Origin of the sequence: Chitiniphilus purpureus (genome assembly GCF_025642115.1) — a bacterium.
Lineage (GTDB): Bacteria > Pseudomonadota > Gammaproteobacteria > Burkholderiales > Chitinibacteraceae > Chitiniphilus > Chitiniphilus purpureus.
Window position 1 is genome coordinate 3,405,214 of the sequence record NZ_CP106753.1, and the last position, 26,730, is coordinate 3,431,943.

Consider the following 26,730-nt stretch of genomic DNA (forward strand, 5'->3'; position numbering starts at 1 on the left):
CAGCGCAACTGGCCTGCACCGTCCTGTCGCCTGCAGCGCTTCGGACCCTCATCCTTGCCAGAAGCAGGCACAGCGCTTTATTTCACACATCTTAAGAAAATATTCGCCGGTAGCGTGCAATCCAAGCGCTCCAGCAGAACCGCTTCCAATCTGCCGCCTACTGAGCGGAACAGTCGCAACCGGAATACATGCAAGATGACGAACGGATGCCAAACGCCTTGCCCGCCCAGGAGAACTGCATTTAAATCATTGAACTAACTACATATGAGCTGATTCTGCCGGGGAAGCATTGCCATGAGACTATTATCCATTTTCGGCAGCCGCTCAGATGTGATCAAGATGGGGCCGATCGCGCAGGCACTTGCCAGCCATGCGGGGTTTGAATCGATCATGTGCATTGCCAGTCAGGACAGATTCATCACCGGTAACGATCTATCGCTTTTTAATATCAATCCTGACTATCGGCTCGACCCCATGCGGGGCAACCGCTCATTGAATGAGATATGTGCACATTGGTTCACCACCCTGGAACCGGTGCTGCAGGCCTGCCGACCGGATCGCGTGCTGGTGCATGGTGCGGGCATCACTGCCATGGCAGCGTCGCTCGCGGCCTATCGGCGCCGGATACCGATTGCGCATGTCGAGGCAGGGCTGCCTACCGGCAATCCTGCGCGACCTCAGCTGCGCGATGCCCATCGTCATATCATCGACAGTGTCGGCGACCTGCTGTTTGCACCCAGTCTTGGCGCCGCGGCCCATCTGGCGGCCGAGCAGGTGCCCGGCCGCGTACTGCTGACCGGCAACACCGTGATCGACGCCGCACGCCATGCCAATACCCGCATCCTTGCCGATCCAGCCTTGCAAGAACGCCTGGATGCTGGACTACCTGCGATTCCAGCGGGTCGTCGGCTGCTGGTGGTGACCGGCTATCACCATGGCCCTGCCGGCTCCGGCTTCGCGGCGATCTGCCAGGTGCTTGCCAAACTGACACGCCGCGACGATGTCCATATCGTCTATCCCGTCAGGCTCAATCCGCGGCTGCGTGGGCCGATCCAGACCACGCTGAATGGCCGCAACAATATCGATCTGGTCGAACCCCTGGATTATCTGCACTTCATCCGGTTGCTCCAACGCGCGCATATGGTATTGACCGATTCGGGCACGGTGCAGGAAGAAGCCCCGGCATTGGGCAAACCGGTGCTGGTGATGTGCGATGCCAGCAAACGCCCTGAAGCTGTTGCCGCCGGCACGGTCAGATTGATCAATGGCGATTGGATCAACATCGCGGGCGCGATCAACCGGCTGCTGGACAACCCTGCCCCCCACCTGGATTTTGTGCGCCTGAGCAACCCCTATGGCGATGGCCTTGCATCAACCCGCATTGTCGCCGCGCTGGCAGGCCAGCCCGTACAGCCGTTCTCCCCGCCACCCCAGCCAACCACATCGCTGCATGGCCATGCATAACCCCGCTTGAAACGCCTGCCCCGCCCTTGTCAGCCCCGCCTTGCCGGGAATACGGCATGAACGGAAGAAGGACTCGGGCCGGCAGCCATGGGCGGCAAGCACATTTCACGAGGATCGCCGGATTCCATTGGGGTATTCCACCGACAGCCAGGCCCCATATTATTTGCCATGAACACCGGGCAGCTTGTCGAAGCGGCGGACAGGACGGGTACGGACCGCGCGACCGGGAAGTGAGTGCCCATCCTGCTCACGGCAGGCTTGTCATGGCTGGCTGCTTGGCCTGCCCCGCAAAAGAACAAGGGCCTACGGTCATATGACCGTAGGCCCTTGATTTTATGGTCGGAATGGCGGGATTCGAACTCGCGACCCCTTGCACCCCATGCTAGGGATCACACACACATTCCGTTATTAAACAATGACTTGCTGCTTCTCGCCACTGCACAAGTACGCAAATTTCCGCACAATGGATCGTTGATACGCAAACGTGCCGCACAAAATCCGGCACAGCCAAACCCAACGCAGACCCTACAGCCCCGCTGCCGGCCGGTCCGCCTTGCGACGGCTGCGCTTCTTGACCCAGCCCCGGCGCTCACACAGCGGGCGCCCCAGGTCTCGCCACAGCATTTTCCCGAACTGGTAGGCCGTGAACGTTGCCGCCAGGATGTAGGAAAGCGTCTCGGCCGTCATCCCGGCCACCAGTGTCCCTGTCCACACATACGCCACCCTCACTGAGTCTTTTATTGCCTCATGCGCCGCATGCAGCGCGCTCGAAATGAATTGGCACATATAACCCCCTACTGCGCCAGGGCCTGAGCGACAAATTCAGTTGCCAGCAAATTTACTGCCGCGCCACTGTTAATCAAGTCGGCAATGGCAGCGCAAATCTTCTCGAAATTAGCCGGGTCGATATCTTGCGCGCTCGTGGGCGCGCGGAAATGATGGAACGTTAGCCAAGGGCAACGGCCTTGATTAACCGCAGCGGTAACGCGGCTGATAATTCGCGTGATGTTTGCATCTTCGGCGCCGGCCCCGGCGCCAGCCCACAAATGGCCCACAATGGGGATTTGCCAGCGATCGTATTTTGCCCAGCGCCCCCCGATAATCGACACCGCGTTGGTCACGGTCCCTCGCGCAGCCGTAAACCCCTCCTGCGCGAGCGCATCCAGAATCCTGCGATCGTCCTTTGCGTGTTGCCATACCCCCTGAGGGTAAATGTAGAACTGATCGGAATTATTAGTGACCAGGTCGTTTGAACGCAGAAAATCGGCATTGGCGCGCAGGTCGGCTCGGATTTCAGGGATCGTGTCATAGCACGCCAGGTTAAGCCGGCCTGGATACGCAGGGTTGCTGGGGTTGCCGTGCACCACACATTCGCTGCCGGCCGCGATGAATTCTCGCAGCTGCGCGGTGGTCATGTAGGTTGATTGATTGATAAGCGGCCCAATGATGCCCAGGCTGGCACGCAACCCGTATTTTTCCAGGATCGGCAGCGCTGCGGAATGCTGCGTGGCCCAGCCATCGTCGAAGGTGAGCACGATCGACGATTGCTTTGCCCGCTCTTTGTGCCAGACCCCGAAAATCCGCACCGTGGCCTGAGTACCCGCTGCAGGGGTAATGCGCAGCTTGGCTGCTGCAACTGGCGTCGTTGCAAACGCCATGCCCGCTCCACCCCCAACAATCCACTCCCGTTGCGGATCAGTGGCGTTGTCGCCGGTCGGCAGGTTGATGCCGACGTGCACGTAACCCTGGCGAGCAATAGTGGGGAATGTCGGCGATGCCGGATTGGTCTGCCCCGCATAGCTGTAGTTGACGTATCCGACACTGTCTGCTGCGAAAAGGTTGACGGAAAGGCATGTGGCGGCAGATTCAATGTGCACAAGGGCGGTGATATCCCCGCCGGGGATGGAAATCGGGGTTGGCACAGGCAGAACCACATCCGTGAACGCGCCAACAGGCGTGGTGATTTTCATACACCACCGGCCCTCGAACTGCTCGTAGCTCTCGGCCGGACTGCCGCTGAGCGTCACCCCGGCTGGGCGTACTCTCGGGAACGCGAAAAACGGAGAGCCAGGCAGACTATTGCTAAGCGGCTGCGTCACCGGCCCAAGCCTGGAGCGCTTGGCATAGGCATTGAGCATCACACCACCCCGCTTTGAGTCACGATTGCTACGGCGCCAGTGCCGCTGATTGCAATCGGGTCAAATCGCAGCTGCTCATACGGACGGTCGATGTAGTCCGCGTATGTCGCCAGGGTGGTGCCGCTGGCACTGAGCGTCCCGAGCGAGACCCATGCCACCCCATCGTTGGAGCCCAGCAGCTCCCCCGATGCGGAAACTGCGCCGGTGCCCGATACCGTGATCTGGACAACCGTGATATCGCGTCCAATTCGGCTCATTGCGTGCCCGGTCCTGGGCGTGTCCGCCGCCACAAAGCGGCTAAGTGTGCCAATCATCTGATTCCCCTTATGGTGCGTGGCCAAACTCACGCAATGCCCCCTGGCACGCGTTCAGTTTTTGTTGCTGCTCTGTGATTCCGTCGCGGAGGGCGAAATAATCCGATCGAGCACTGGCTGCAAGTTCGGCCCCGGCTCCATCACCCAGGGGCTCACTTTCCCCGGCGGCGGACACTGGACCAGTGGCGGATGGACAGGTGGCTGCGATGCGCAGCCGGACATTCCCAGCAGCAACAGCAGCAGCGAGGCGCTTGTTTTCATTGACGGACTCCCTGAGGGTGGCGCGCGCCTTGGCTTCAGCCTGCACCGCCCTGGCGGCTGCCGCATCGCGCTGTTGGATGAGCTGAGCCTGATAGGCCAGCGCTTGGTCTGCGGCCGCGGCGGCCGCTTTGGCATGGCCGCCCTCGATCCGATCGATCCGGGCGCCGTAGCGCCATCCTTGGATCGTCCAGGCGGCACTGCCCGCGACAGCGGCACCGATCAGTGCCGATATGGCAATCAGCAGGGCGTAGCGCTGCGGGGCGCTGATATCGGGGATCATGATTTCCACTCCGTGCATAGTTCGTGCTCAATCTGCCGGCGATCAACTAGCCCCCCCAGCGTGACCAGCTTTCCGCCCTTGCGGCCCTTCACCCATTTCAGCAATTCGTCACAGCCGCCATAAATATCGCCCGCGTTGAAGCGCCGTTTCAGGGTGGATCCAGCCAGATTCCCTTCGCCCACGTTGTACGTGAAGTCGATCAGCGCAGCCTGCTGCCACATATTGAGCTGGGAATAGGTGCGGATCTGGCGCTTCGCCGCGGCCTCGGCAATCAGCAGGTGCTTGCGCTCCAGGGCGGCGCACTCGGCATCGGCGTAGAGTTTGTCCTTGATAACCTCCGGGCCGGTGACGCCATCGCATACCGTCAGCACCCCGACTGCATCGACGTAGGGCACGCGATAGACCTTGTCGCCACTTTCGAACCAGCCCTGCAGCACTACGGCGATGGATAGCGCCCCACCAACTGAGGCAGCCACTAGCCTATTTCGTAGTCTCTTGTCCATTACAGTGCACTCGTTGCTAGTTCATAAACGCCAGTGATAGTGAGATATCCCGATGCCGTGATCGCAATGCCACCAATGGCCCCGGTTGCGGGGTTGGTTTGCACCGGATTGATTGTCTGGCTATTAGGTGGATTCCCAGCAGACAACGCATACCCTGATGTAAAAACAAATCCGGGCTGAATGGCGAATGCATTGTTTTGGCCGCTGGTTGCTTTGCTGAGATATGGAATCGCATTTGAGATAGTCATGTTGCCAGTTCCAGTATGGCTGCTCCAAGACAGGGTGAGCGCAAAGAAACACAGATTGCCTTGAATTACATAGTCGCCGCGCTGAATTGAATACGTCGCAGTGCCGGCCGAAGATTGCCCGCTCAGAACTGGCGTATATGAACCACTACGTTTCGGGCCGCCGCCATTCATCCTGAATTGAGATTGTACCGCTGCATTGATGGCGGTCTGTGCGATCGAGTCCCCGAACGTCAGGCTTTTGCGGCCATTATTGAAGCCAACTGCATATGACCCGAACGATAGATGCGAACCAGGGCCAGAGCTGGTGCCGTGGATCGCAATATCATCGAATATGGCATTGGTGGAAACCACCGATTCAGGACCGCCGCTTGAGTCGTAAACCCGCAATGCCACCGCATTGGAGCTGGACACGGTACTGATGTAGTCCAGCTCGATGCGGATGCCCGCAATGGTCCCGTAGTTCGGGCCAATCTGGTTCAGCAGTACGCCAACAGCAGAGGCCGAGCTACGCGAGAGGTACTTGATGCGGATATTTCTGGTATCCCGCTCCCCATTCATGCACGAGATATTGACGTTGCCAGAAGTGGCGAGCCCGCTGTAATCCTGGATTGTCACATCGTGGTCTTGCACGCCATAAGCGAAATAGGCCCGCAACGATCCAGTGACGTCAATCAGATCGATTTCGAAACCGTCGCCCTGGTTTTGGAAATTCGCACCGTAATAGCTGTTATCGCCACCGATATAGCTGATTCGAGCCCCGCGCACGCGCGGGCCAAAGCCGGCGACGTTGTAGCCACCAACAATCAAGGGCGATACCGTGTTGGCGCCAAACAGGTAATCAACGTCAAGGCCCTCAACTGGGTCGTCGTAACCCCACAGATAGAGCAGCACTGCGCCCGTCGCCGTACCGGAGGATGCGCCACGACTGGCGGCATTGTCGGTCAATTTGAATCGCCCGATCCTTACCCCAACCGCATCAGCAACGAACAGTACCTTGGCAACCCCCGTAGCCGCAGATTCGCAAATGAATTCCACGATCCCCGACGTTTCCAAAACAATTGCATCCCCCCCATTGGTGAGATCGAAGACGATCTCATCCGCAGTGAGCGTGCCCAGGTTATATCGGCCAGACAGGGAGACCCGTTTTGTCACGGCAAACATTGCAGACAGCGCGGTCCGATCGTTGGTAACACCATCACCCGTTGCGCCCCACCATTTCGGATCGGCCAGGCCGGTATATTTGCGCTTCCACCGCCTGGACCCCACCCCAACAAGCACGGTCCCGTCGTTGTCGGCAGTGGTGATGTCCGTTGAGTCGTAATAGAATTCCCCATGCCCGCCGTCCCCCTCGGTTTCACGGCAGCGCACCTGAACAGCGCCCGTCCCGGAATAACTTCTCAGTGCCGAGTAATCCTTGAGCCAGGGGCCGCGGTAGCTATTACTGCTCGGGTCCGACATTTCGCCGATGACCCCGATATCCTCTGCCGTGGCAAGCGATTTGACCGGATCTTGCGTATAAATCCCTACATCGTCGGCGTCAGTGAGCACGACCTTGTAGTTGCCGTCCCAATAGATCGATGCCTCTCCGCGTGCATCCAGAATGATGGGGTTGGTATTGGCCGCCAGCTTTGCCGAGTCCACCCACGTCGCTTTTGGCGTGCTAGTGCCGGCCTCATAGGTGTACAGTTTCCCGCCCGACAGCGGGCCGTTCGAGTCAAAAAACTGGTTCTTGCCGTTCGGCATCAATGTTGCGGCCATTTATGGCTCCCTGTAATGCAAAAAGCCCCGGCCAGATGGCTCGGGGCTTCTATCGTTTGAAGTTCTAGGACTTGGCTACCACCAGCGGATCGCAGCAATCACCGCTGCCACCGCGGCGACAAACGCGGAACAGGAGGCAATGACGTACGCGTCGCCAATACGCTTGGCAAATTGCGCCGCTCCGTCGGAATCCAGTTGGCCTTGTACGTTCATCTTGGTAATCTTCAATCAGGTCTTCCTCTTGTCGCTGCAAGGGGTGGAACAAGAAAGCCCCGGCTGTTGGTAGCAGCGCGGGGCTTTCGCTTTTAGGGTTGGGCTTCTATCTGCTGCGTGTCTCGGACTGCAGCACCGACAGCGGGACAAGCAGGCTATTGCCTGCGGTCTGCGGGTCAACCCGATTCGGGGGCGCTGCCATCCTGTTTTGGTAGGGGCCGCTCAGGATCAGAGACCGCGCCAGCGGCCGGCCAAGCACGGACCCGAGCAAGCCGGGTTGCTGCGCAATCACCGCAGTCCCGAGTGCTGCCGTCGAGTCAAGCGGGCTGATGCCGGGCATGCTGCTGCGGATTTCCTGCGTCGCCTTGGGGAACGCCTGGGCGATCCGGGCGACCTGCAGAAGGTCTCCGCTCAACGGCTTCTGCCGTGCCAGCATGCCGCCCAGCTTCTGCGCGTTCACATCACCCGTCGCCGGGTTCATCGCCTTCTCGACGGTATAGGTCTTGGCGATCAGCTGGCGCGCCGCGCGGAAGCTGTCCACGGCCTCTTTGTCGCCAGTACGGGCCAAGTGCCGTTCCATCGCACGCTCGATCGAATCGGCAAGGCCACGGTAGGTCTTGGCCAGCGCCTTGTCATTCATCGCCACCGAATCCGCCTGGTCTCGTAGGACTCTCGTCGCGTCGATCGCGTCGCCGGCATCGAACACGCGCTGATTCAACGCTCTAACAGTCCGCTCGATCTCGGACTTCTTCAGGCCCGGGAAGCTCCGTGCTGCATTCCGGTCCTTCATGACCGCGTCCATCAATTCCTTGGTGTAGGCCGCATCCGCTTTGATCGGCCCCTTCCCGCGCAGAGCCTCATACGCTTGTCCAGCTTCCCGGCGCACCGAGGCCAGCACGTCCGGCGACAGCGGCGTATCTTCGGACAGTCCGAGGGCTCGCGCGGCCATGGCATTGGTTTTGGCCTGATTCTTGAGCGAGGCGCCCTGCTCGACCGAGATCTTGCCGGCCACGCCTTCAAGCGCTCGATTGACGATCGTTGGATTGCTGGTCGACGGCGGCAATGTATATCCCGCATCACGCGCCTCTTTTGCGAGGCCCTGCTTGGGGGTAGGCGGGAGCGCCTTCACTCCAGTGGCAGACTTGGGCAACACGCGCCCAGCCGCCCCGGCGCCACCCAAAGCGCCCGCGACACCGGCCACCAGTTGACCGGCCGTTCCCGCGCCGCCCTGCCGGGCTGCATCGGCCGAGGCGCCGCCGGTGGCGCTCGACACAGCCTGAACTGCAGGCCCCTGGGTAGCCCGCTGCGCAACGGCCTTGGCCACCGGTGAAGCCAGGGCGCCCCCCACCTGCCGCGCCAACCCGATGCCGCCAGCAGCACCGACCACCCCGCGAGATCCGGCCCCAACCGCCTCTTCAAGGCCGCCTTCTGGGCTGGGCAGTCCGATCTTGTCGGCAAGCTGTGCTGCTTGGGTGCCCAGCGCGGGGACGTTGCCCCCCGTTACCTTGTTCTGTATGTAGGCGACAGGGTCGTAAACGATGCCCCCCAGTTGGCCGGCCCCCTCAAGGATGTAGCGTCCGGCCAGGCCAAGCTGGCGGCCGAACTCCTGGGAAGTGCTGCGCTTCTGACGCTGAGTTGGGCCGGCCTTTTCCTGAACCACTGGCGCTGCCTTGTACCAGTCATCGCTGGCAGCTCGATCCACCTTCGGGGCGTCTTCCCACCAATCAGCCATTACGGCTTCCTCCGCACGCTGCCATCGGGCGCAATAAACTGCGTGCCCGACGGGAGTCGGTCATATTCCGCCTTGCTGGTGATCTTCAACTTTGTTGCCGGCTTGGTGGGTGCTGTGTTCTGCGCCGGCTTTGCCCCACCAGCACTGGATGTGGGCTTGCCCGCGGCGGCGCCCCTCTGAATTGGCTCCGGTCTCGCCACCCGCTCTGGATCCGCACCGTAGTCAGCAGCGTAGCTCCGGTATCGCTCGGCGAGATCGTTGTACCGGCCAACCCGCGAGCTGTAGACATCCCCAGCGGACCGTACGAATTCATTGCGCTGACCCGGGTTCAGGCGCTCGCCACTGATTGCCTTGTTGTAAACGTTCCGGATTCGATCCGGGATACCGGCCGCGTTCTGTGCCGTGGCAAACTCGCCCTCTCTGACCACAGAGCCCGGATCGAGCATCTTCATGTAGCTGAAAATGAGCGCGATGTCATTGGGCGCAGATGGGTTTGCTGCGACGCCCTTGATTGTCAGATAGCTTTGCCGCACATCGTTGAACGCCTTTACATCAGGCAGTGAATCGAATTCCTTGCGCAACGAGCCTTCGTCCCGCCGCATTTGCCGGCCTTCTTTGCCGCCTCCTGCAGCATTGATGGCCATCTGTTGCCGCGCGCGGCTGTCGACCATGTTTTGCCCACGGATTTGCACGGCACGGTTTTCAGCATCGTTCCGTTGTCCGTACTGGAATTTCTCGACGTCCAGGTCATATTCTTTGCCCTTCCACTCCTGCTGCACCTGCTGCGAGACCGTCAGCGCCCGATTGCGCGCGTTCGCAACGAATGTAGGGTCGTACACATCCGGGATTTGCCCCAGGTCGACGCCGGCCTGTGCCAGCATCTGTCTCGCCTGGTCGTAGCTGGCCTGATCTTTCACGCCAGCCGTGACGCGGCCGATCAGCTCCATCTGCTCGCCAGTGCGCATCAGGCGGGCCTTGTCAGCTTCGATTTCTGCCTTGTCTTGATCGGCGAAGCCTTTCTGCAGCTCAGGGATTTGAGCGCCCATGCCGGAATCAGCAAGGCCGCGCAGGAGCACATTGCGGTCGAGCTTGCCATCGCTGCCGTAAGCTTTGGCGTAGAGCTGGTTGCGCGTAGCCTCCTGCTGCGCGGCGGCGCGCTTGGCCTCACGCTCGGCTTGGCGGTCCTGCAGCAGCGCCTCCTGCGCCCGGATCTGCAGTGCGTTCTGGCGCACCTCGAACGGGCTCTGGATCTGCGGCTGCTGCACCATCAACGGGATACGGGGATCGAGTGGCATATCAGTTGAACCAGGAGTAGACGCCATTCGGGGCGGCTTGGTTGTACGGCTGGATCGGGTACTGGGGCTGCCCTCCGTCAAGCGCCTGTTGCTGCTGCCAGTAGTTGATGCCCTGGCCGATCGCCCCGCTCAAGGCATTGCCGGTGCCGACGTAGCCGGAGGCACGCGCATTGGCGCCCTGCATCATCGCGTTGCCCATGTTGCTGGCAGCGTTGGTGATGTTCTGGCCTACCTGGCTGGCATAGTTCTGCCCGGCCTGCCCGAGCTGATTCACCGCGGTCTGCCCCACCCCCGCGACCCCGGCGAGACGGTTGTAGCGATTGCCCTGCTGCAGCTGGAAGCGATTGAACGCGTTGCCGAACTCATCGCTAGCCAGCCCCTGGCTATATTCGGTCAGGTCCTTGACGGCCTTGCCGGAATTGAAAAGCCCCCGCGATGCGAGTGCCCTGTCGATGGCCTGCGTCCCTTGCTGTAGCCGGAACTGGTAGCCGGGGTCCGCCTGGTAGTCCCGCATCGTGAACGACCGCACCAGGTCGCCGCCGGGCTTGATGCCGGCACTCAGGTATCGTTTTTCTTGTCGCTCACAGCAGGCCTCCTTGACCGTAGTCGCGGCGCTGCCCATCGTCGTAGCTGGGGCGGCAAACAGGCTTGGCAGCCCCAGGCTGCTTGACCTCATCCTCCCAGCGCTTGGCATTCAGCCACGTTGCGGCGTGTGGAACGAACTGCCCACCCTGCTTTAGCCAATCCGGCAAACGGGACTGCACAGCCAGCGCCGACAAAATCTGGGCTTGCAACTCGGCATCCGGCTTCAGCTTCTCCCAGCGTTTGCGAGCGGCATCCTTCGCGACCTTTTTCGGGTAGGCATCCCAGAACTCAGCGAAGCCGTCAGGCGTAGCGGCTGGGGGTTGGGGGGTAGGTGTTGGTTTTCCCTCGTGTGTGGGGGTGTGGGTATGGGGGGTGTGGGGGGAAAGGGCGAGGGGGAGAGAGGCCCCACTTACTGCCAGCGAGTTACCGTCTACGGTAAGACTTACCGTCTGCGGTATACCGTGTACGGTAAGTGCCACCATTGAGTTACCGCCTACGGTAAGTGGTGACTTACCGTCTGTGGTAAGTGCACTTACCTTCTGCGGTAACTGCTCAGCCGCCGAACGGAACTCATACAGGCGGCCGTCCTCGCACTCCGTCACCGTTAAAATGCCATGTCGCTTTAACTCGGCGACGGCATTCGAGACATGCGTCTGCTGCATGCCCAGTCGATCAGCGACGGCCTTCTGCTCGATCGGCCTCTGATGCCCGCCCAGTTCGACGATGGCCAGCGCAACGCGCAACGTGCGTGCGCCGCTGATGTCAGTGTCAAGCAGCAGCGTGTTGATCTGGGCAACATCCATAGTGCCCCCTGGATGGTTGGCCGCGCCGTAGGACGTGATGCAGTCGCCTTGATAGTCGGCGAGATAGGCAAGCGCCCTCACGCTACTGCCCTCCAGCGCTCATACAGGCCGATGCGCTCTACCGTGATCAGCCCCTCATCCATCAGGCCACGTAGCGCTACCTCCACCACCTCCCGCCCCCGATACAGCCGGCGACGGCACGCGTTGGTCGTCATGCCCGACTCGCCCTCATCACGCAGCAGGCTCAGCAGTGCATGCCGTAACCCGGCGTTGCCAGATGCCGCCCCGTTTTTTCCGCTAACTTCCCAGAACGAGGGCATCATGATTTGACGCATGCTGTGTTCCAACGGACTCATAGCTATCGCTCCCCCATGTGGCCCAGCATGGGCCAGTACGCTTTCTCGAACTCGACCACCCGTGGATCGAGCGCCCCAAATGCGCTCTTGATTGCGCAGTAGCCAATCAGCGCCTCAGTCGGCACGCCCTCTTTGGCTGCCGCAGTCACAAACCCCGCAGCGCAATCAGCCGGCATTGCCGCCGTCACCGTCACGCTGCTGGCCAGTACGGCCATCTGTGTTTTTCTATCGCTCATCCCCGCCCCCGCGGATTAGTGCGTTTAGTGCGTCCCAACCTGGTCCTGTGCTGGACTGACCGATTCGGAGACACGTAGTACCCTGTGCACACTGCCTAACAGATGGTCCTCAACGATGCGCTCCAGGGTCTCGGATTCGGACTTGATGCCGTGCACCGTCTGGTAGAGCAGGAATGCGTCGTAGACCCGGTCTCGCAGTCTCGTTTTGATCTCGTTGCGGCCTCTCAATGGTCGCGGGCTAGCCATAGCTATCTCCTGGTGTGGTTGGTCGAGTGGTGGTCAAGTAAACTCTGCCGCGGGCAACTAAAGTTGTTCCACGGGCATCGGCTGGACATAAGCACCGGGTAGCTTCATGACTCGCTATCCCGGCGCTCCTGCCGCGGGGACACCACGAGGAACCCACGAGCTACTAGCCGCCCGACGCCTGATTCAGGAACGATTCCTGATCTGCGCCATTTGTTGATCGCTGTCCTCGACAGACCAAGTTGACGCGAGATCTCTGCATCAATGCCTGGCCGGTCGCCGCCAAAAAGGGTAAGTAGGGTGTCGAATTTCATAGATGCAGTAAACCATAGTTCACCGCAAAGTGCAACCGAAGTTTACCGTTCAGCTGTTAACCTAGGTTGCATGACGAATCTTGCTGACCGCCTAGAGCAGGCGCTAAATGAAAAGAAGCGCACGGACCGCACGGCAAGCCGAGCCGGCCTAGCGCGCTATGTGGGGATATCTAAGACGGCGGTGGGGAAATGGTTTAACGGAGATACGCAGATCATCGACCCCAGGTACGCGCCCAAAGCCGCGGAATACCTGGGTGTCAATGAGCGCTGGCTACAGCATGGTCAAGGCACGATGAGTGCCGGGGAAGCAGCCACAGGGCACCCGTCAGAAGACGGGGAGGCGCTCCGTCTGCAACGAGTGCGCTTGTTCTCCGAGCAGTTGTATCGGCTGGTCGGGGGGATGAGCGACCAGGAGGCCGAGGAAACGCTAAAGATCATGTCTGAAATCGCAGAAGCCAAGGCTATGCGGCATCGGCGATAGGCGGTTCACGATCACACAAGACCTCTCCGCAGCGCATGACTAACTCTGCCTGCTTGGGGTCGAGGTCTGCTAACTGCTCGGCCAGTTGCGCGACTAAGCCGGCGATCTCGCTGGTCCCATCTGTGTTGGCTTTCTTGTCTTCCATTCTTACGCACTCATCATAAGACAGGCTGATAACGGCAAAGCTAGATGCGTATGGAATGGTCCGCAAGAGCTTGCTAATGTGATGGCAGATATTGGTACCTTTGGCGGCCGCGCGCCATCGTTAGCCGACAAAAGTGTATGCATTTTGTGTACTTACAATAATCAAGATGTAACTTACGCGCACCCTTGAGGGGGAAAGATGAAGAAATTTTTCGCCGTGTGGCCGCTGCTGCTGGCAGGGTGCATGAATATGCCAACGTCGCCGGCGCAAATTACCGGCGCTCAGATATCTAGCCTGAAGTATGAGACGCTCGATTGCAGGGCGTTAGCAGGAGAGCTGGATTCGCTGTCCCGTCGCGAAAACCAGCTTGTTATCGCACAAGAGCAAAGAATTAAAAGCAGCCAGACACAAGCACTCTTGGTGGGGTATGGACAAGGGGATGGCATTGAGGCGTCAGAGCTGGCAAACGTACGAGGCGAGCGGGAAGCTGTACTCAAGGCTAGAGCTATAAAGCGCTGTGAAGATCACACAGCAAAGAAGTGATCTGATAATTTCATCCAGAGCGGCTGCTCGACCCCGTCCCCGAGTCGATGGGCGAGACGATGAACAAGAGCGCGTGTGCCGCCATGCTTCGGCAGTAGCGAATGTTCAAAAACAAAATAGATTTCATGGGGGGCATCTACAAGGGTGCGTGCCGCGGTGATTGACCATCTCCGACTATCTACCCTATTACGCTGCATCATTCTGCGGCGGCACACTTGGCGCTATGAATGCAGCCCACCAGAGGGCGGCAAGCTGTTTTGCTGCGCGCGCTGCGGGGCCGTCTATTGGGCGGGCTACGGAGTGATGATCAAGCGTAGTGCTTGGCTAAGGCGGGGATAGTCCGATCAGAAGATGGAGCTGTTACTTACCAGTGATAGCCCTGCGCAGGTCCACAAGACGCCGCAGAAGGAACGCCCATGCGTGCCAAAGTAAAAATGGCGTGGACAAGATGCCGCCGAGGCATAGTGCGATGAGCCCCCATAGCTCGATCAAATCGCCGCGGACCGGTAGATTTGAGACTGGGAACTCTGCAGAAATAGCCGCCATGCGTTTAGCACAGATTCTGCCGGCCCACTCTTCATCTGCTATTGCAGCCCGTTCAGGGCGCCGTCCGGATAGCTCTGCATTGTCGCCTTGTAGCTCCTCCCAGGGCCCGTCCTGATCGAGCCTGTCGAGCTGGGCTCCTTTCTGCAGAGCTACAGACTCAGCCCTAAGCCACCACTTGCCCTGCTTTGAGACGGCAGCTATGTGCGCCCTTGCGGCCTCAAGACAGGTCTTTGTCTGCGTATCAATAAGGCGGGGGCCGCCTATCCAAAGCGTGGCCGACACCGCAATCGCAGAAAATGCGCCAAGCAGAGCATGCTTTGTCCACTTGGGTGGGTGATTAGCAAAGGCTTGCGTGGCTTCTTCCATATTGAGAACTCAGGGGTCGGCGTCTTGCCAGAGTGTAGCCGCAGTCAAATGGCATTGATAGGCCGCCGCCCCACTACAACGACTCCTGCCCATCCCGCACATAGTGCCGCACGGTATTCACGCTCAGCCCGCAGACGCGGGCAATGTTTTTGGGCACGTACCCACTCACCCCATAGGCCGCGCAGATGCTGCGCCGTGACACTGGCCCATCCTGCAGCACCATCTGGTAGACCGCCCCCAGCACCGCGTCAGCGGTCATCTGCATCGCGCAGGTCACGTGTTGCTGACGCTCAGCATCCATCCCCCGCGCATAGATCGCAGTGAGCGCCACGGCCTGTCCCGTCGGCGCATGCACCGGCACCGTGATCGCCACCGAATCCGGCGGCACCGCGGGCAGATAGCAACGCATGCTGGCATCGACCCGCCACACCACCGGCAACACCCCCAGCCGGATCTGATGCGCAAGCCGGCACGGAGGCGCATGCCACGCCGCCTCAAACTCCGGCATATCCGAATAGACCGGGATATACCCCAACCGCCGGGTCAGGCGTACATGCAGCATCACCGCATCGGCGCACAGGCGTTGCGCCATGGAGCCTGCTAGCCGCCGGAGCACAGCCAGGTCGGCGCTTTGCCGCAGTGCCTGCATGTATTGAGCGTTCTCGGGCCACATGGCGCGCTCCTATATCACGATTCGATGATATTCCCCTGTCGTGCACTGGTATGTAAGGACAAACCTTACAGAGAAATGCTATCGAGGCAATAGGCGCAGCCCATGCCGTTCGTCGGTAAACCTAGGTTTACTTGGTCAACTAGAGTTGACGAAAGCGGGTATAGTCAACTAAAGTTCACTCAACACAGCGCAACACACAGCGCCCCGCTCTTTAACAACCCGCAGCAAGAAACGGCAGCCATCCGCCGTGATGTGTCGGCAGCGACCGATACGCGAAGAGGATGAACAACGCCGATGCGCGAAGCGAGCTTGCCCGGCATACGGGTGATTCGAAGGTGGCGAGCAAAACCGTGGAATTGAAAGCCGAACTTTCCATTGCCGGCCTGGTGAAGGCGGCGATCGAATACACCATGAGCAAATGCCAGCCGGTCGACCCCGAATCACCCGCCAGCAGCACCGGCGACTACGGCGCAGCCAGCAGCACCGGCTACCGAGGCGCAGCCAGCAGCACCGGCGACTACGGCGCAGCCAGCAGCACCGGCTACCAAGGCGCAGCCAGCAGCACCGGCGACTACGGCGCAGCCAGCAGCACCGGCTACCAAGGCGCAGCCAGCAGCACCGGCAACCAAGGCGCAGCCAGCAGCACCGGCAACCGAGGCGCAGCCAGCAGCACCGGCAACCAAGGCGCAGCCAGCAGCACCGGCGACTACGGCGCAGCCAGCAGCACCGGCAACCAAGGCGCAGCCAGCAGCACCGGCGACTACGGCGCAGCCAGCAGCACCGGCTACCAAGGCGCAGCCAGCAGCACCGGCAACCGAGGCGCAGCCAGCAGCACCGGCAACCGAGGCGCAGCCAGCAGCACCGGCAACCAAGGCGCAGCCAGCAGCACCGGCAACCGAGGCGCAGCCAGCAGCACCGGCAACCAAGGCGCAGCCAGCAGCACCGGCGACTACGGCGCAGCCAGCAGCACCGGCAACCAAGGCGCAGCCAGCAGCACCGGCGACTACGGCGCAGCCAGCAGCACCGGCTACCAAGGCGCAGCCAGCAGCACCGGCAACCGAGGCGCAGCCAGCAGCACCGGCAAGCACGCAGTGGCACTAGCCTCCGGTTTTGGAGGTCGCGCAATGGCCGCAGAAACGGGTGCCATCGTGCTGGTGTACCGCAATGACGACGGTGAGGTCGTGCACATCCGCGCAAGCAAGGTCGGCGAGAACGGCATTAAGCCGCACGTTTTTTACATGCTGAACGCTGACGGGGAATTCGTGGAGGCCTGATGCTGCAAATCATCCTGATCGGCCTATCCCTCGCGCATGAGGCACCGCACATGCCTATCGATGCGCATCGAGATGCTGCCGATCCAAGCGCAGTACAGCATTGCCAGATTAACGGGCGAATATGCATCGGGGTTCATGTGTGCGTGACATGAACCCCGCCAAGAAAACTTAACAGGTCATGGAAAGGGCGCCTTACTTGGTACGCCCTTTCTGCGAACTGCAGCGGTGGTGTGTGTGGTGCGGCGTTGATGGAAACGCAGAAGCGCAGCGTATGAAGGTGGACGGAAGATCGGTGCAGTTCGCACCACTTCATCCTCCTCTTGGCCCCGGCATGTCCGGGGCATTTTTTTGGAGTCGATCATGTATAGATCACGGCAACAGTGGGCGTCCTGCGCGCCGGCTGATACGGCTGAGCCGGCCGAGCTTCATCGTCTGTATCGCGAGGCGCAGGCGGATATTGCTGCGCTGTTCGCCGTGCTGGACAAGGCCACATCGGTGGCTAGCCAGCTGGAATTTGCGATCTTCGCCTACGACATCGCCTGCACGACGGGCGGGAGCGATGAGCAGCGCGCCCTGGCAGCCAGGAAGGACCTGTACGCAATGAGGCAGCAGGCGGCCCATGTCATCGATGGCATGGACTACATCCTGACCGGCGAATGGCCGGAAGACCGTAATCAACATCCCCAGCGCGGGCTGGCGAGGCGCTAATGGACCCCAACGATATTGCCAGCGAGCTGGAGCAGGCAGCTCGCGACGAGGCGCTGTCCGCCGCCCGCGGCCGGCAGCGGAACCTGTTCCGGGCCGACTGCGCGGATTGTGGCGACGATCTGCCGCCCTATCGCCAAGTGTATGGCACGTGCATCGACTGCCAGGAGCGGCGCGAGCACATGGACAAGTTGCGGGGAAAATCATGAGCGCGCGAGCAGAACTGATCGCAAACATGCTGGAAACACCGGCCTATTCGCCGAATATCGCAGCAAATATCGTCGAGGCACTGAGCGAAATCGAGTCCGCAGAGGTCGAGCGGGCGTGGTTGCAAGGCGCCGCCGCGGTTGAGCGGATCGTCAACGACTACTGGTGGGCCAGGGCTGATCAGCATCTGGACAAACACCCCTGGGAGCTGGCCGAGTACATCGACCGGGCGCGGGAAGATCATTTGGCCGCAATGGCGGAGCGGAGGGCGGCATGACCCAACACACCGAAGCGGAAGTGCGCGAGCTGCTGGTCGATCTGGAGTGGTCGGTTGGTGAGTACGACAGATCGGGCGATAGCAAGAGCTGGTGCCCGGACTGCGGCGGATGCCAGACCGACTACTGTGACGGGGAAGCAGGGCACAAGGCCGGATGCCGGCTTAGCGCCATGCTTGCCGCCGCCGCGCAGCCATCCGGCAATGCCGCAGTGGTGGATGTGGAGCCGGGCTCGCGGGAGGGGGCGATGGTTGTCATCCAGCGCGACGAGAATGGCGCACCGACGGTATGGTGCGACCCAGAAATCGTCGATCTTGTTACGGCACTCAACCAAGGCAGTGTTACCACCACTGCGTCGTGCAGCGGGCACGGCGAGCGATTCGGAACCATCATGCTAGCCGATGGACGCGAGTTGATAGTATCCCCCGATTACTACACGACGCGTCTCGCCGAGCGACTGCTCCCTAGCCCTAAGAGGCTTCGGGAAATCGTTACCGAAATGGTTGCGTACCACGAACAGGACGCAGCCATGGCCGCAGAAGCAGGCGCCGCTGCCGATGCCGCGCGAGGGGACACATGACAGACCACTACCCTGCCCTACGACGTAGACATAAGATCCGCTCCATTGTGAGCGGTTTTTTTTCGGCCCTGATATTGATCGCCCTGGCCCTGGTGTTGATGTGGGCGCCCATAGGCGAGCATTTATTGATGAGCGCATCTTAGGAAAATCCCATGAATCCCATCACCCGAGCACGCATTGCGTGGCACCGGCTGTGCGCCTGGTGGCATAGCGGCGAGCAGCAGCACGCGCAGGCCATCGCCTTCGAAATCGAAGATGACCATCACGACGACATGATGGATCTGAGTCGCGCCAACCTGCCGATCGCCGATCGCAGCTGGCATCACGCGTACCTCCAGGAGGTATACGCCGCCATGATGATGGAGGCCGGCGGCAGGAGGCAGCGCCACCTTGCGAAGCTGAAATGGCATCGCAGAGCGATCGACAAATTGACCAACAAACAGGCCGCATAAGCGGCCTTTCTTCTTCCTGGAGTGGGCCATGAGAGGCAGCCAACTCATCGACGAAATGGATGAAGCGGAGCGGAGCGACTACTTCGCCTGCCCGTGGAATCAAGCGCCAGCCGATGCGCCTGAATCGGTAGACCGAAACAGCCAATGCAAAGGGGAACCCTCAAATGGCACTCACCATCAAGCACGAACCGACCTCGAATTTTGAACACGCGCCCGCCGGCACCTTCCCTGCCCGTTGCGTCCGTCTCATCGACATGGGCACGCAAGTGACCGAGTATCAAGGACGGGTGAAGCACCAACAGAAGGTGCTGATTAGTTTTGAGCTGCTGGGCGACGAACGCATGAGCGATGGTCGTCCCTTCATAGTCAGCAAGCGATATACCGCATCCCTCCACGAGAAGAGTGCATTCCGCAAAGATTTGGCCTCGTGGCGAGGCCGCGATTTCACGGATGAAGAACTCTCCGGCTTTGACGTGCGCAAACTGCTCAACGCCCCATGCCTGCTCGGCATCGTCGTGACCGAGAAAGATGGGAAGGAATTCTCAGATATCTCCAGCATCATGAAATTGCCCAAGGGCATGGAGGTGGACTCCCCGCACAATGCCCCGGTTTGCTTCGACCTCAATGACCCGGACTGGGGCATCTTCGAAGCCCTATCCAACGGGCTGAAAGAAGCGATCACGAAGTCCCCCGAATATCACGCGGCCAAGGGGCGCAGCCCCATCGCAGATCATGCATCAGCTCGAAGATCCGACGACTTCGAGGAAGATATTCCGTTCTGATCCATACAGCCCGGCCAAGCGCCGGGCTTTCCCATAGGCGCCGCCATGAAACTCTATGAAATCGGCGATCAGTATCTGGCCGCATTGCAAGACCTATCCGCCCGGGTTGAATCGGGCGAGCTGGATCCCGCCGTCCTGGCAGACACGATGGAAGGACTGCAGGGCGAGTGGGAGGAAAAGGCGCTCAACGTCGCCAAGTACATAGCCACGCTGGAAGCCGAGGCCGCGGCGATCAAAACCGTGGAGGAAGTCAAAGCTGCGCGACGCAAGCTGCTGGAGGCACAAGCGGATCGCCTGCGCGCCTACTTGTCGCGCGAAGCCGAACGGCTGGGCATCTATCCCAAGGATGCAGAGATCGCGATTGCCCCGGTTAAGTCACAGGCCGTGCAGATCGATGATGAAACGCAGCTGCCGGCGGACTACTGGCGCGAAATCCCTGCCCGCCGCGAGCCGGATAAAGCACTCATCAAGCAAGCCATCAAGGATGGCTTCCGAGTTCCTGGCGCGCACATTGAGCACCGGCATAGCGTGCGCATCAAATAGGAGGCTGAAATGGACAATCACGACGAGCTGCGCCGGCTGGCGCAGGCGGCGACGCCGGGACCGTGGCGCTGGGAGATCAACGCCAAGCACAAATCCATGCACTTGGTCGGCGGCGTGCCTCAGTATGACCTGACCGTGATGGATTTTGAACGCTGGGGCATGGGCGGCGCTGTTATCCGTCTTCGGGAGCTATCTGAGCCGGGCATGAACATCATGTCCCGGGTGTGCGACCGCCTCGACTGGATCGTCCCCTTTGCTGGACGCGAACACCATGAGGACTGGTGCGCAGATATCGATCATGCAGACGCAAAGTTGATCGCCGCCGCCAACCCCGCCACGGTGCTTGCGCTGCTGGATGAGCTGGCCGCATCGCAGGCGGAGGTGGCGCGGCTGCGGGGGGCGCTGCAGTTCTATGCCGAATGCCGCCACCTCAAGCTCGACGATGAAATGGGCATCAAGGCCCGCGCCGCCCTCGCCCGATCCTCCCCCGACGACGCGCTGCGGGCGTATGGGGAGCGGGTGGCGCGGGCGGCCTACGAGGCAGGAGTTAAGGCGTCCCGAGCCTTCGGTCTTTGTAAGATGAAATCGCTTTCGTCGTGGCGCTTCAGGCGAGAAAACGAAATTGCCAAAGTTCTTGAGGACGTGAAGCCATGAGCACGAACGTGACCCCGTATCAGCTCAATCTGCTGCACCACACCCTCGGGCTGCGGCCGGATAGGCGCGAGCCCTACCGCAACCACTTCGTGGCCGGGCCGGAGCATGACGATCTGGCCGACCTTGAGGCGCTGGTGTCGGTGGGCCTGATGGCTCGCAGCCCCACGCCGAAGTTCTGCAATCCGACCGATATGGTTTTCCACGTCACCGAAGCCGGCGAGGTATACGCCATAAACAACCTGCCGCCCGCGCCGCCGCCTCCGAAGCGATCCAAGTATGGCGATTGGTTGGACGCCGACACTGGCTTTAGCTTCCGCGACTACTTACTCGGCGACAACGCACCGGAATATGAGGGCGCATGGAGGGAGGGCACCGGAACCGGAAGGTCTTGCTGGCACTGGCGAATGTACCGCCGTGAATCACCGTGCTGGCAGAACCCCCGCATCGAAGGCGAGTGGAAGCCAACTAAGAAAGAAGCGAAGGCCAGCTACAAGGCAGCGCTCAAAGCCCAGCGCGGCAAGGGTGGTGAATGATGCCCTGCTACATCGAGCGCATGAAGAACGGCGACACCATGTTCATATGCGGCGACCTTGGCGCACATTGCGCTGCCGAGCATTGTGCGGCGGTATCGGGCTATTTGTGTGACTACCCCGTAGGGGAGGGCCTAACGTGCGACCTGCCGTTATGCGCCAGCCATGCCTACGAGGTCGCCCCGAATCTGCACTACTGCCCGGCACACCTGCTGATGTGGAACGCCTTTCGGGAGCATGGCGGAGAGAAACCCCCAACAAATCCGCGAGGCCCGGCACAACGCTGGGCTGACGCAAACGCAGGCAGCTGAACTAGTCCACGCCAGGATGCGCGCATGGCAGGAATGGGAAGCGGGCAACCGCGCCATGCCCGGTGCAGCGTGGGAGCTGTTTTTGATCAAGACCGGGCAAGGCCCGGCAAAGGGACGAAATTGAAATATCTCCTTCTGGCGGTGGTTGTGGCGGCCGTGGCCGTCTGCTCCCGCCGCGTCACGTGGTCCAAGACCAGCGACGGCTGGCATCGCATCTCCTACGACTCTGATCGCGACAACTGGCGTGATTGGTTCCGGGCGTGGCGTGACAAGCGGGGGCAGAAATGACCGAGGAAATCCAATGCTGCCGGACGCGAAAATGCGGCTGGCGTGGGATGTGGGCTGACCTCGTGCCGGTACCGTCTACTACGAAGGCGTATCGCGGGCTGGGGATCAAGGAGAACACCTGCCCGAAGTGTGGCGGGAGGGAGTTTTACCGCATCGAGCAGCCGGCCAGCACCAAACCCACCGAGGAACCGAAATGACACGAGACGAACAGATCGCCCGCGCTGCGATTGAGGCGTGCGCGAAGGTTTGCGCCGAAGAAATGGCGGAATGGGGCATCGACCGTGATGGCTGGCAGAGCGCGAAGGTCTGCAGGGGCAGCATCCTTGAACTCGACCCCGCCGCCATCGTGGCGAGCGTGCCGCATGACCCGCTCGCCGAAATGGTGGCGCTGACCGAGGACATCGGCGGGTACGACGAGCCGCAGCCGGCAAACAAGGGGTATGCACTCCTAGGCAATGGTGACTACCTAATCAACCACTCGGCCCCACCAATCGACGCGGGACTGGGCGCAGAAATCGTCATCACCAACGCCACCACCGCCGATAAGTCGGGCAATCGGCAGGTTGGAGAGTCGCGGGAGAACTCGCCCGGCAAGGGCATTGCCGCCGATGCAATGGTGATCCGCATCGGCTTCCTAAACATGGCTGCGCTGGATGCACTGGAAGGACAACTTCGCATGCTTCGCCGCGCCCACTGGCCGAAGTCGGACGAAGCTGAGCCAGCCGCCCCGCAGGTGCCGAGCCGTATGGCTGCTGGCGATCCACGTAACCCGATCAGCCACCCTTTCATCCACGATGGGTTTACCTATGGATGGAATGCCTGCATTGACGCCATGCTCGTCGCAGCCCCGCAGCCATCCGGCAATGCCGCAGCGGTGGGGCAGCCCACGGCCGCCAGATCGGGCACCAGCAAGGCCGAAACAGCACAGTGGCTGCAGCCGGATGATCTGGAACTGCTGATGATGTTCGGCATGCAGGCGGACGACTGCGATGCAGATGGTCACACACTCAGCAAGACCGAGGTGCAGCGACTGTGTGAAATTGGCGTGATCCGCAACCTGGGATTCGGCCGCATCGCCATGACCACCTTTGGCCACCACCTGTTCGACGCGAACTGGGAGCAATACCCAACGCTGCCGCTTCGCACCTATGCCGAGTACAACGCCATTGCTGCCGCCAATGCAGCCATGGCCGCAGAAGCAGGCAGGGAGGGGTGATGGTGAAGCGTAGACCCAGTGGCTTTTGCGCCACCTGCCAATGCGGTGTCGTGATCGGCGCACTCGATGCGAAGCGCACAGCCCGGCGCGACATGGGGCAGATTCTTGGCAAGTGGCTGTTCGATGGCTGCACTGTTCGGCCCTACTTTGATGGGACGTGGAGCATCGAGATTCGCCGTTGTGAGTGCGACGCCGCCGAGCGGCAGGGGGACAGTCATGACTGACAAAGAACGAGCCGAAGTGCTGGCGAAAGCGGTGCTTCGATCCTGGTGCTGGGAGGGGGGAGCTTGCTGGCACTGCCAAGGCCACTTCACTTTCACCAAATTCCGGTATGGATTCCAGCACGACGATAGTTGCCCGGTTGTGCTAGCGGAAAACATCGAAGCGATGCGCGTTCATGCCGCCGAGCGGCAAGGAGAAAGGAAGTGAACCACGACGACAACATCCGCGAGCTGCTGGAGCTGGCGGCGAAGGCGGCGGGGCTGCGCATCAGCAACCGACTGACTAAAGGAGGGCTGATGGTCTGTAGCGCGGACCGACCGGCCCCTCACAAGTGGAACCCGCGGGATGACGACGGCGATGCGCTGCGGCTGGCGGTGGCGTGCCGACTGACAGTCTGCACCGATGGCGATGCGACAGTCTCGGCGTTTGAGGCGTGGCTCGAAGATGGTCGCGTGTTTGTGACGCAGCGCGTCAGCGAAGGCCGCCGCACCGCCACCCGCCTGGCAATCGTGCGCGCAGCAGCTGAAATCGGCAGGAGGATGCCATGAACCACGACACATTGCTCGCCGTGGCGCGGGCGGCGTACCTCGCCGGGTTCGACCGTAGCTGCGAGGGCTACAACAGCGAATACCCCTACGAGCACAAAGGGGCCGCCCCCGAGAAGGATGAGGTGTGGGCAGCAGGATGCGAGCAGTCAGCGGCCGAGATCGTCTCCGAGGTGCTGGCGAGCCTGCCGCCGCAGAGCGATATCGGGATGCCGATGTCGGTGCCGGAGATGCCGCGCGACGAGATCATCCGCATGGCGGCAGAGACTGGGCTTGGAACTCTCCTGCCGACTTGGCATGGCCTTCCGCCGACTTGGCATGGCCGGCAACTGGATGAGATTGAACGCTTCGCGGTCCTGGTGGCCGACGAGCGCGACCGCCAGTGGCAGGAGATCGTCGCTCGGGCGAAGGGGGAGTGATGGCCACGCCAAATGCCCCGGCGCCACCGCCCGACGCCGACCTCACACGACAGCGCCTCCGATTGGAGGCGTCGCTGTTTCTGGGGCACGAACAAATAGGGGTATCTGATGGGTGAAGTTCTAACTCTCAGGGAAGCCGCCGACTTCCTACACATCCACTATAAGACAGCTGCCAAGCTGGCCGCAGACGGCAAACTGCCCGGTTGGCGCCCTACCCCCCGTGGGGACTGGCGTTTCCTCCGGGTTGACCTAATCGACATGCTGCGCAACAGTACGCCCCGGCGAGAAGCGCAGGCTGCAAATTCAGGAAATGCAGAATGGCGCGAAAGCAAGATGGCCTCTACCAAAGGGGCGAAATTTGGTGGGTGCGTTTCAACCACCACGGCCGGGAGATACGCCGCTCTACTGGAACTACCGACCGAACGGCGGCAGAAGAATACCGGGACCAGCTGAAAGCCTCGCTCTGGCGGCAGGAAAAGCTGGGCGAGCGACCTGAATACCGCTGGGAGGAAGCGGTTGAACGATGGCTGATTGATCGACTGGACCGGCCCACGGCCTACAACTGGAAGCTGACCCTGCGATGGCTGCACCCGCACTTGTGCGGTGTGAGGCTGGCTGACATTACGCGCGAGCGGATCGAGGCCATAAAGCGGGCGAAGCAGAAAGAAGGGGTGAAGCCGCGCACAGTCAATGACGTACTGAACGTGATCCGCTCTATCCTGCGCGCCGCACACGAATGGGAATGGATTGACCGGGCGCCTGTGGTCAAGACGCTACAGGAACCGACTCGCCGAGTGCGCTACCTGACCGACGCCGAAGAAGTCAGGCTATTGCGTGAGGTGCCCGAGCATATGGCGCCGATTGTGCGATTCGCACTCTGCACCGGGTTGCGGATGTCCAACATCCTGGGATTGGAATGGTCACAGATCGACATGACACGGCGTGTGGCATGGGTTCATCCGGATCAGGCCAAGGAAAGCAAAGCCATTCCGGTGCCGCTCAATAGCGATGCGGCGCAGATCCTGCGGGAGCAGATGGGGCAGCATCTGAGCCACGTGTTCACCTATCAGGGGGAGCCGATGCGGAGGGTAAACGGCCGGGCATGGCGCAACGCACTGCAGCGCGCGGGCATCGAGAACTTCACGTTTCATTGCCTACGCCATACCTGGGCAAGCCGGCACATCCAGTCCGGCACGTCACTGCATGCGTTGATGGAAATGGGCGGCTGGTCCGATGTGGACATGGTGCGGAAGTACGCGCATTTCGGCGCCGAACACCTGGTGGAACACGCCGAGCGGATCGCACGTTCCGCACAAAAGTCGGCACACAAAGAAAAAGCGACCGGGTGATGACCGATCGCTTTTGATTGCAACACATTGATTTTATTGGGCAATACTGGTCGGAATGGCGGGATTCGAACTCGCGACCCCTTGCACCCCATGCAAGTGCGCTACCAGGCTGCGCTACATTCCGAGAGGCACAGATTATATCGGGGAAGGTACTGGTTGGCTAGTCGTTTATCGTCTGCTTCTCACTCATCCAGCCAAGCCAGCAGTGCTTCAAGCTCGGTGCGCGCTTGGATGAGCGGATCATCCTCTTCGCGCTCCTCCCCCGGATGGGCAAGCTGGTTGCGGGCACCGCTGATGGTGAAACCTTGCTCGTAAAGCAGCGAGCGGATGCGCCGGACCAGCAGCACTTCGTGATGCTGGTAGTAACGGCGGTTGCCACGCCGTTTCACCGGCTTGAGTTGGGTGAACTCCTGCTCCCAGTAGCGCAACACATGTGGCTTGACGCCACATAGTTCACTTACTTCACCGATGGTGAAGTAGCGCTTGGCCGGGATCGAGGGCAGCTCACTGGTCGGAACGACGTTGCTGCTGTTTTGCATAGTGGATTTCCACCAAGCCCTTGAGCTTCTGGCTGGCATGAAAGGTGACTACGCGCCGGGCAGAAATCGGGATCTCCTCCCCGGTCTTGGGATTACGGCCCGGACGCTGGGGCTTGTCGCGTAACTGGAAGTTGCCAAAGCCGGAAAGCTTGACGGAATCGCCGGTTTCAAGCGCGCTGCGAATTTCCTCGAAGAACGCTTCCACCATGTCTTTCGCTTCACGCTTGTTCAGACCCACCTTGTCAAAGAGCAAATCTGCAAGGTCCGCTTTGGTCAACGTCATTGTTGTTTTCTCGGTACCGTGTGCATCGGTACTAGGGCGAAAGGGGAAGTTCATGTGGC

39 protein-coding genes, 2 tRNA genes and 1 pseudogene are annotated in these 26,730 nt (G+C 60.8%); 22 read left to right on the forward strand and 20 right to left on the reverse strand.

Going from position 1 to position 26,730, the window contains the following annotated elements; genetic code table 11:
- The first annotated feature begins 294 nt into the window (after positions 1–294).
- Complete coding sequence (wecB, locus tag N8I74_RS15705; protein WP_263124052.1) at positions 295–1,464, forward strand: non-hydrolyzing UDP-N-acetylglucosamine 2-epimerase; 1,170 nt, start codon at positions 295–297, stop codon at positions 1,462–1,464.
- A gap of 336 nt (positions 1,465–1,800) precedes the next feature.
- Here wecB and N8I74_RS15710 read toward each other — a convergent pair.
- The 14 genes from N8I74_RS15710 to N8I74_RS15775 form a co-directional block, all read right to left on the reverse strand.
- Positions 1,801–1,869: transfer RNA gene (locus N8I74_RS15710), tRNA-OTHER, on the reverse strand.
- 120 nt (positions 1,870–1,989) lie between these two features.
- Positions 1,990–2,250, reverse strand: coding sequence for a hypothetical protein (locus N8I74_RS15715; RefSeq protein WP_263124053.1), 261 nt, complete (start codon positions 2,248–2,250; stop codon positions 1,990–1,992).
- An 8-nt stretch (positions 2,251–2,258) separates the two neighbouring features.
- Complete coding sequence (locus N8I74_RS15720; RefSeq protein WP_263124054.1) at positions 2,259–3,602, reverse strand: polysaccharide deacetylase family protein; 1,344 nt, start codon at positions 3,600–3,602, stop codon at positions 2,259–2,261.
- A complete protein-coding gene (locus tag N8I74_RS15725) occupies positions 3,602–3,916 on the reverse strand; it encodes a hypothetical protein (protein ID WP_263124055.1) in 315 nt (104 codons plus the stop codon). The genes N8I74_RS15720 and N8I74_RS15725 overlap by 1 nt, the downstream gene beginning before the upstream one ends.
- A 10-nt stretch (positions 3,917–3,926) precedes the next feature.
- Positions 3,927–4,457, reverse strand: a complete 531-nt coding sequence (locus N8I74_RS15730) for a lysis protein (RefSeq protein ID WP_263124056.1) — start codon at positions 4,455–4,457, stop codon at positions 3,927–3,929.
- Entirely contained in the window at positions 4,454–4,960 is a 507-nt protein-coding gene (locus N8I74_RS15735; RefSeq protein WP_263124057.1) for a lysozyme, read from the reverse strand. The genes N8I74_RS15730 and N8I74_RS15735 overlap by 4 nt, the downstream gene beginning before the upstream one ends.
- Entirely contained in the window at positions 4,960–6,966 is a 2,007-nt protein-coding gene (locus N8I74_RS15740; RefSeq protein ID WP_263124058.1) for a hypothetical protein, read from the reverse strand. Before N8I74_RS15740 ends, N8I74_RS15735 begins: the two co-directional genes overlap by 1 nt.
- Positions 6,967–7,041: 75 nt before the next feature.
- On the reverse strand, positions 7,042–7,194 hold the full coding sequence (locus N8I74_RS15745; RefSeq protein WP_263124059.1) for a hypothetical protein: 153 nt from the start codon (positions 7,192–7,194) through the stop codon (positions 7,042–7,044).
- Between the two features lie 91 nt (positions 7,195–7,285).
- Positions 7,286–8,911 carry a hypothetical protein gene (locus tag N8I74_RS15750; protein ID WP_263124060.1) on the reverse strand — a complete coding sequence of 542 codons (1,626 nt, stop codon included), beginning with the start codon at positions 8,909–8,911 and terminating at the stop codon, positions 7,286–7,288.
- Positions 8,911–10,206, reverse strand: a complete 1,296-nt coding sequence (locus N8I74_RS15755; protein WP_263124061.1) for a hypothetical protein — start codon at positions 10,204–10,206, stop codon at positions 8,911–8,913. The genes N8I74_RS15750 and N8I74_RS15755 overlap by 1 nt, the downstream gene beginning before the upstream one ends.
- A 1-nt stretch (position 10,207) precedes the next feature.
- Complete coding sequence (locus N8I74_RS15760) at positions 10,208–10,828, reverse strand: hypothetical protein (protein ID WP_263124062.1); 621 nt, start codon at positions 10,826–10,828, stop codon at positions 10,208–10,210.
- A complete protein-coding gene (locus tag N8I74_RS15765) occupies positions 10,788–11,675 on the reverse strand; it encodes a MarR family transcriptional regulator (protein ID WP_263124064.1) in 888 nt (295 codons plus the stop codon). The genes N8I74_RS15760 and N8I74_RS15765 overlap by 41 nt, the downstream gene beginning before the upstream one ends.
- Positions 11,672–11,929 (reverse strand): hypothetical protein, encoded by a 258-nt coding sequence (locus N8I74_RS15770; protein ID WP_263124065.1) that lies wholly within the window; start codon positions 11,927–11,929, stop codon positions 11,672–11,674. Before N8I74_RS15770 ends, N8I74_RS15765 begins: the two co-directional genes overlap by 4 nt.
- 23 nt (positions 11,930–11,952) lie before the next feature.
- Positions 11,953–12,186, reverse strand: a complete 234-nt coding sequence (locus tag N8I74_RS15775; RefSeq protein ID WP_263124066.1) for a hypothetical protein — start codon at positions 12,184–12,186, stop codon at positions 11,953–11,955.
- Between the two features lie 627 nt (positions 12,187–12,813).
- Between N8I74_RS15775 and N8I74_RS15780 the strand changes: the two genes are divergently transcribed.
- Complete coding sequence (locus tag N8I74_RS15780) at positions 12,814–13,224, forward strand: helix-turn-helix domain-containing protein (protein ID WP_263124067.1); 411 nt, start codon at positions 12,814–12,816, stop codon at positions 13,222–13,224.
- Here the strand turns inward: N8I74_RS15780 and N8I74_RS15785 are convergent.
- Positions 13,205–13,369 carry a hypothetical protein gene (locus N8I74_RS15785; RefSeq protein WP_263124068.1) on the reverse strand — a complete coding sequence of 55 codons (165 nt, stop codon included), beginning with the start codon at positions 13,367–13,369 and terminating at the stop codon, positions 13,205–13,207. The genes N8I74_RS15780 and N8I74_RS15785 overlap by 20 nt on opposite strands.
- Before the next feature lie 198 nt (positions 13,370–13,567).
- Here N8I74_RS15785 and N8I74_RS15790 point away from each other — a divergent pair, with 198 nt between their 5' ends.
- Positions 13,568–13,912, forward strand: coding sequence for a hypothetical protein (locus N8I74_RS15790; protein WP_263124070.1), 345 nt, complete (start codon positions 13,568–13,570; stop codon positions 13,910–13,912).
- A gap of 360 nt (positions 13,913–14,272) precedes the next feature.
- Here N8I74_RS15790 and N8I74_RS15795 read toward each other — a convergent pair whose 3' ends face one another.
- Positions 14,273–14,824 carry a hypothetical protein gene (locus N8I74_RS15795; RefSeq protein ID WP_263124071.1) on the reverse strand — a complete coding sequence of 184 codons (552 nt, stop codon included), beginning with the start codon at positions 14,822–14,824 and terminating at the stop codon, positions 14,273–14,275.
- A gap of 73 nt (positions 14,825–14,897) precedes the next feature.
- Entirely contained in the window at positions 14,898–15,416 is a 519-nt protein-coding gene (locus tag N8I74_RS15800) for a hypothetical protein (protein WP_263124072.1), read from the reverse strand.
- A gap of 362 nt (positions 15,417–15,778) precedes the next feature.
- Here N8I74_RS15800 and N8I74_RS15805 point away from each other — a divergent pair, with 362 nt between their 5' ends.
- The 19 genes and pseudogenes from N8I74_RS15805 to N8I74_RS15885 all read left to right on the forward strand — a co-directional run bounded on the left by N8I74_RS15805 (position 15,779) and on the right by N8I74_RS15885 (position 25,849).
- The gene (locus N8I74_RS15805) at positions 15,779–16,771 is read left to right on the forward strand and encodes a hypothetical protein (RefSeq protein ID WP_263124073.1); all 993 of its coding nucleotides are present in this window, start codon (positions 15,779–15,781) and stop codon (positions 16,769–16,771) included.
- Positions 16,772–17,119: 348 nt separating this feature from the next.
- Complete coding sequence (locus tag N8I74_RS15810; protein WP_263124075.1) at positions 17,120–17,479, forward strand: hypothetical protein; 360 nt, start codon at positions 17,120–17,122, stop codon at positions 17,477–17,479.
- A complete protein-coding gene (locus tag N8I74_RS15815) occupies positions 17,479–17,685 on the forward strand; it encodes a TraR/DksA C4-type zinc finger protein (RefSeq protein ID WP_263124077.1) in 207 nt (68 codons plus the stop codon). The genes N8I74_RS15810 and N8I74_RS15815 overlap by 1 nt, the downstream gene beginning before the upstream one ends.
- A complete protein-coding gene (locus tag N8I74_RS15820) occupies positions 17,682–17,960 on the forward strand; it encodes a hypothetical protein (protein WP_263124078.1) in 279 nt (92 codons plus the stop codon). Before N8I74_RS15815 ends, N8I74_RS15820 begins: the two co-directional genes overlap by 4 nt.
- Complete coding sequence (locus tag N8I74_RS15825; protein WP_263124079.1) at positions 17,957–18,538, forward strand: hypothetical protein; 582 nt, start codon at positions 17,957–17,959, stop codon at positions 18,536–18,538. Before N8I74_RS15820 ends, N8I74_RS15825 begins: the two co-directional genes overlap by 4 nt.
- A 152-nt stretch (positions 18,539–18,690) precedes the next feature.
- Positions 18,691–18,990 (forward strand): hypothetical protein, encoded by a 300-nt coding sequence (locus N8I74_RS15830; RefSeq protein WP_263124080.1) that lies wholly within the window; start codon positions 18,691–18,693, stop codon positions 18,988–18,990.
- A gap of 164 nt (positions 18,991–19,154) precedes the next feature.
- A complete protein-coding gene (locus N8I74_RS15835) occupies positions 19,155–19,772 on the forward strand; it encodes a phage replication initiation protein, NGO0469 family (RefSeq protein WP_263124081.1) in 618 nt (205 codons plus the stop codon).
- A 45-nt stretch (positions 19,773–19,817) separates the two neighbouring features.
- On the forward strand, positions 19,818–20,315 hold the full coding sequence (locus N8I74_RS15840; protein ID WP_263124082.1) for a siphovirus Gp157 family protein: 498 nt from the start codon (positions 19,818–19,820) through the stop codon (positions 20,313–20,315).
- Between the two features lie 9 nt (positions 20,316–20,324).
- Positions 20,325–20,969, forward strand: a complete 645-nt coding sequence (locus N8I74_RS15845; RefSeq protein ID WP_263124083.1) for an ead/Ea22-like family protein — start codon at positions 20,325–20,327, stop codon at positions 20,967–20,969.
- Positions 20,966–21,502 carry a hypothetical protein gene (locus N8I74_RS15850; RefSeq protein ID WP_263124085.1) on the forward strand — a complete coding sequence of 179 codons (537 nt, stop codon included), beginning with the start codon at positions 20,966–20,968 and terminating at the stop codon, positions 21,500–21,502. Before N8I74_RS15845 ends, N8I74_RS15850 begins: the two co-directional genes overlap by 4 nt.
- Before the next feature lie 234 nt (positions 21,503–21,736).
- Positions 21,737–21,934 carry a helix-turn-helix domain-containing protein gene (locus N8I74_RS19490; protein ID WP_408611822.1) on the forward strand — a complete coding sequence of 66 codons (198 nt, stop codon included), beginning with the start codon at positions 21,737–21,739 and terminating at the stop codon, positions 21,932–21,934.
- Positions 21,931–22,098, forward strand: a complete 168-nt coding sequence (locus N8I74_RS15855) for a hypothetical protein (RefSeq protein ID WP_263124086.1) — start codon at positions 21,931–21,933, stop codon at positions 22,096–22,098. The genes N8I74_RS19490 and N8I74_RS15855 overlap by 4 nt, the downstream gene beginning before the upstream one ends.
- 193 nt (positions 22,099–22,291) lie before the next feature.
- Positions 22,292–23,314, forward strand: a complete 1,023-nt coding sequence (locus tag N8I74_RS15860) for a hypothetical protein (RefSeq protein ID WP_263124087.1) — start codon at positions 22,292–22,294, stop codon at positions 23,312–23,314.
- Complete coding sequence (locus N8I74_RS15865) at positions 23,314–23,538, forward strand: hypothetical protein (RefSeq protein ID WP_263124088.1); 225 nt, start codon at positions 23,314–23,316, stop codon at positions 23,536–23,538. Before N8I74_RS15860 ends, N8I74_RS15865 begins: the two co-directional genes overlap by 1 nt.
- Entirely contained in the window at positions 23,531–23,743 is a 213-nt protein-coding gene (locus N8I74_RS15870; RefSeq protein ID WP_263124089.1) for a hypothetical protein, read from the forward strand. The genes N8I74_RS15865 and N8I74_RS15870 overlap by 8 nt, the downstream gene beginning before the upstream one ends.
- On the forward strand, positions 23,740–24,084 hold the full coding sequence (locus N8I74_RS15875) for a hypothetical protein (protein WP_263124090.1): 345 nt from the start codon (positions 23,740–23,742) through the stop codon (positions 24,082–24,084). Before N8I74_RS15870 ends, N8I74_RS15875 begins: the two co-directional genes overlap by 4 nt.
- Entirely contained in the window at positions 24,081–24,500 is a 420-nt protein-coding gene (locus tag N8I74_RS15880) for a hypothetical protein (RefSeq protein ID WP_263124091.1), read from the forward strand. Before N8I74_RS15875 ends, N8I74_RS15880 begins: the two co-directional genes overlap by 4 nt.
- 108 nt (positions 24,501–24,608) lie before the next feature.
- Positions 24,609–24,758: pseudogene (locus tag N8I74_RS19495) on the forward strand (helix-turn-helix domain-containing protein); the annotation flags it as partial.
- A 59-nt stretch (positions 24,759–24,817) separates the two neighbouring features.
- Entirely contained in the window at positions 24,818–25,849 is a 1,032-nt protein-coding gene (locus N8I74_RS15885) for a tyrosine-type recombinase/integrase (RefSeq protein ID WP_263124092.1), read from the forward strand.
- A 47-nt stretch (positions 25,850–25,896) separates the two neighbouring features.
- Here N8I74_RS15885 and N8I74_RS15890 read toward each other — a convergent pair.
- From N8I74_RS15890 to N8I74_RS15900, 3 genes are all read right to left on the reverse strand, one after another.
- Positions 25,897–25,973 (reverse strand) — tRNA-Pro (locus N8I74_RS15890).
- 58 nt (positions 25,974–26,031) lie between these two features.
- Positions 26,032–26,388 (reverse strand): MerR family transcriptional regulator, encoded by a 357-nt coding sequence (locus N8I74_RS15895; protein WP_263124093.1) that lies wholly within the window; start codon positions 26,386–26,388, stop codon positions 26,032–26,034.
- Positions 26,354–26,671 carry an integration host factor subunit alpha gene (locus N8I74_RS15900; protein ID WP_263124095.1) on the reverse strand — a complete coding sequence of 106 codons (318 nt, stop codon included), beginning with the start codon at positions 26,669–26,671 and terminating at the stop codon, positions 26,354–26,356. The genes N8I74_RS15895 and N8I74_RS15900 overlap by 35 nt, the downstream gene beginning before the upstream one ends.
- Between the last annotated feature and the right edge of the window lie 59 nt (positions 26,672–26,730).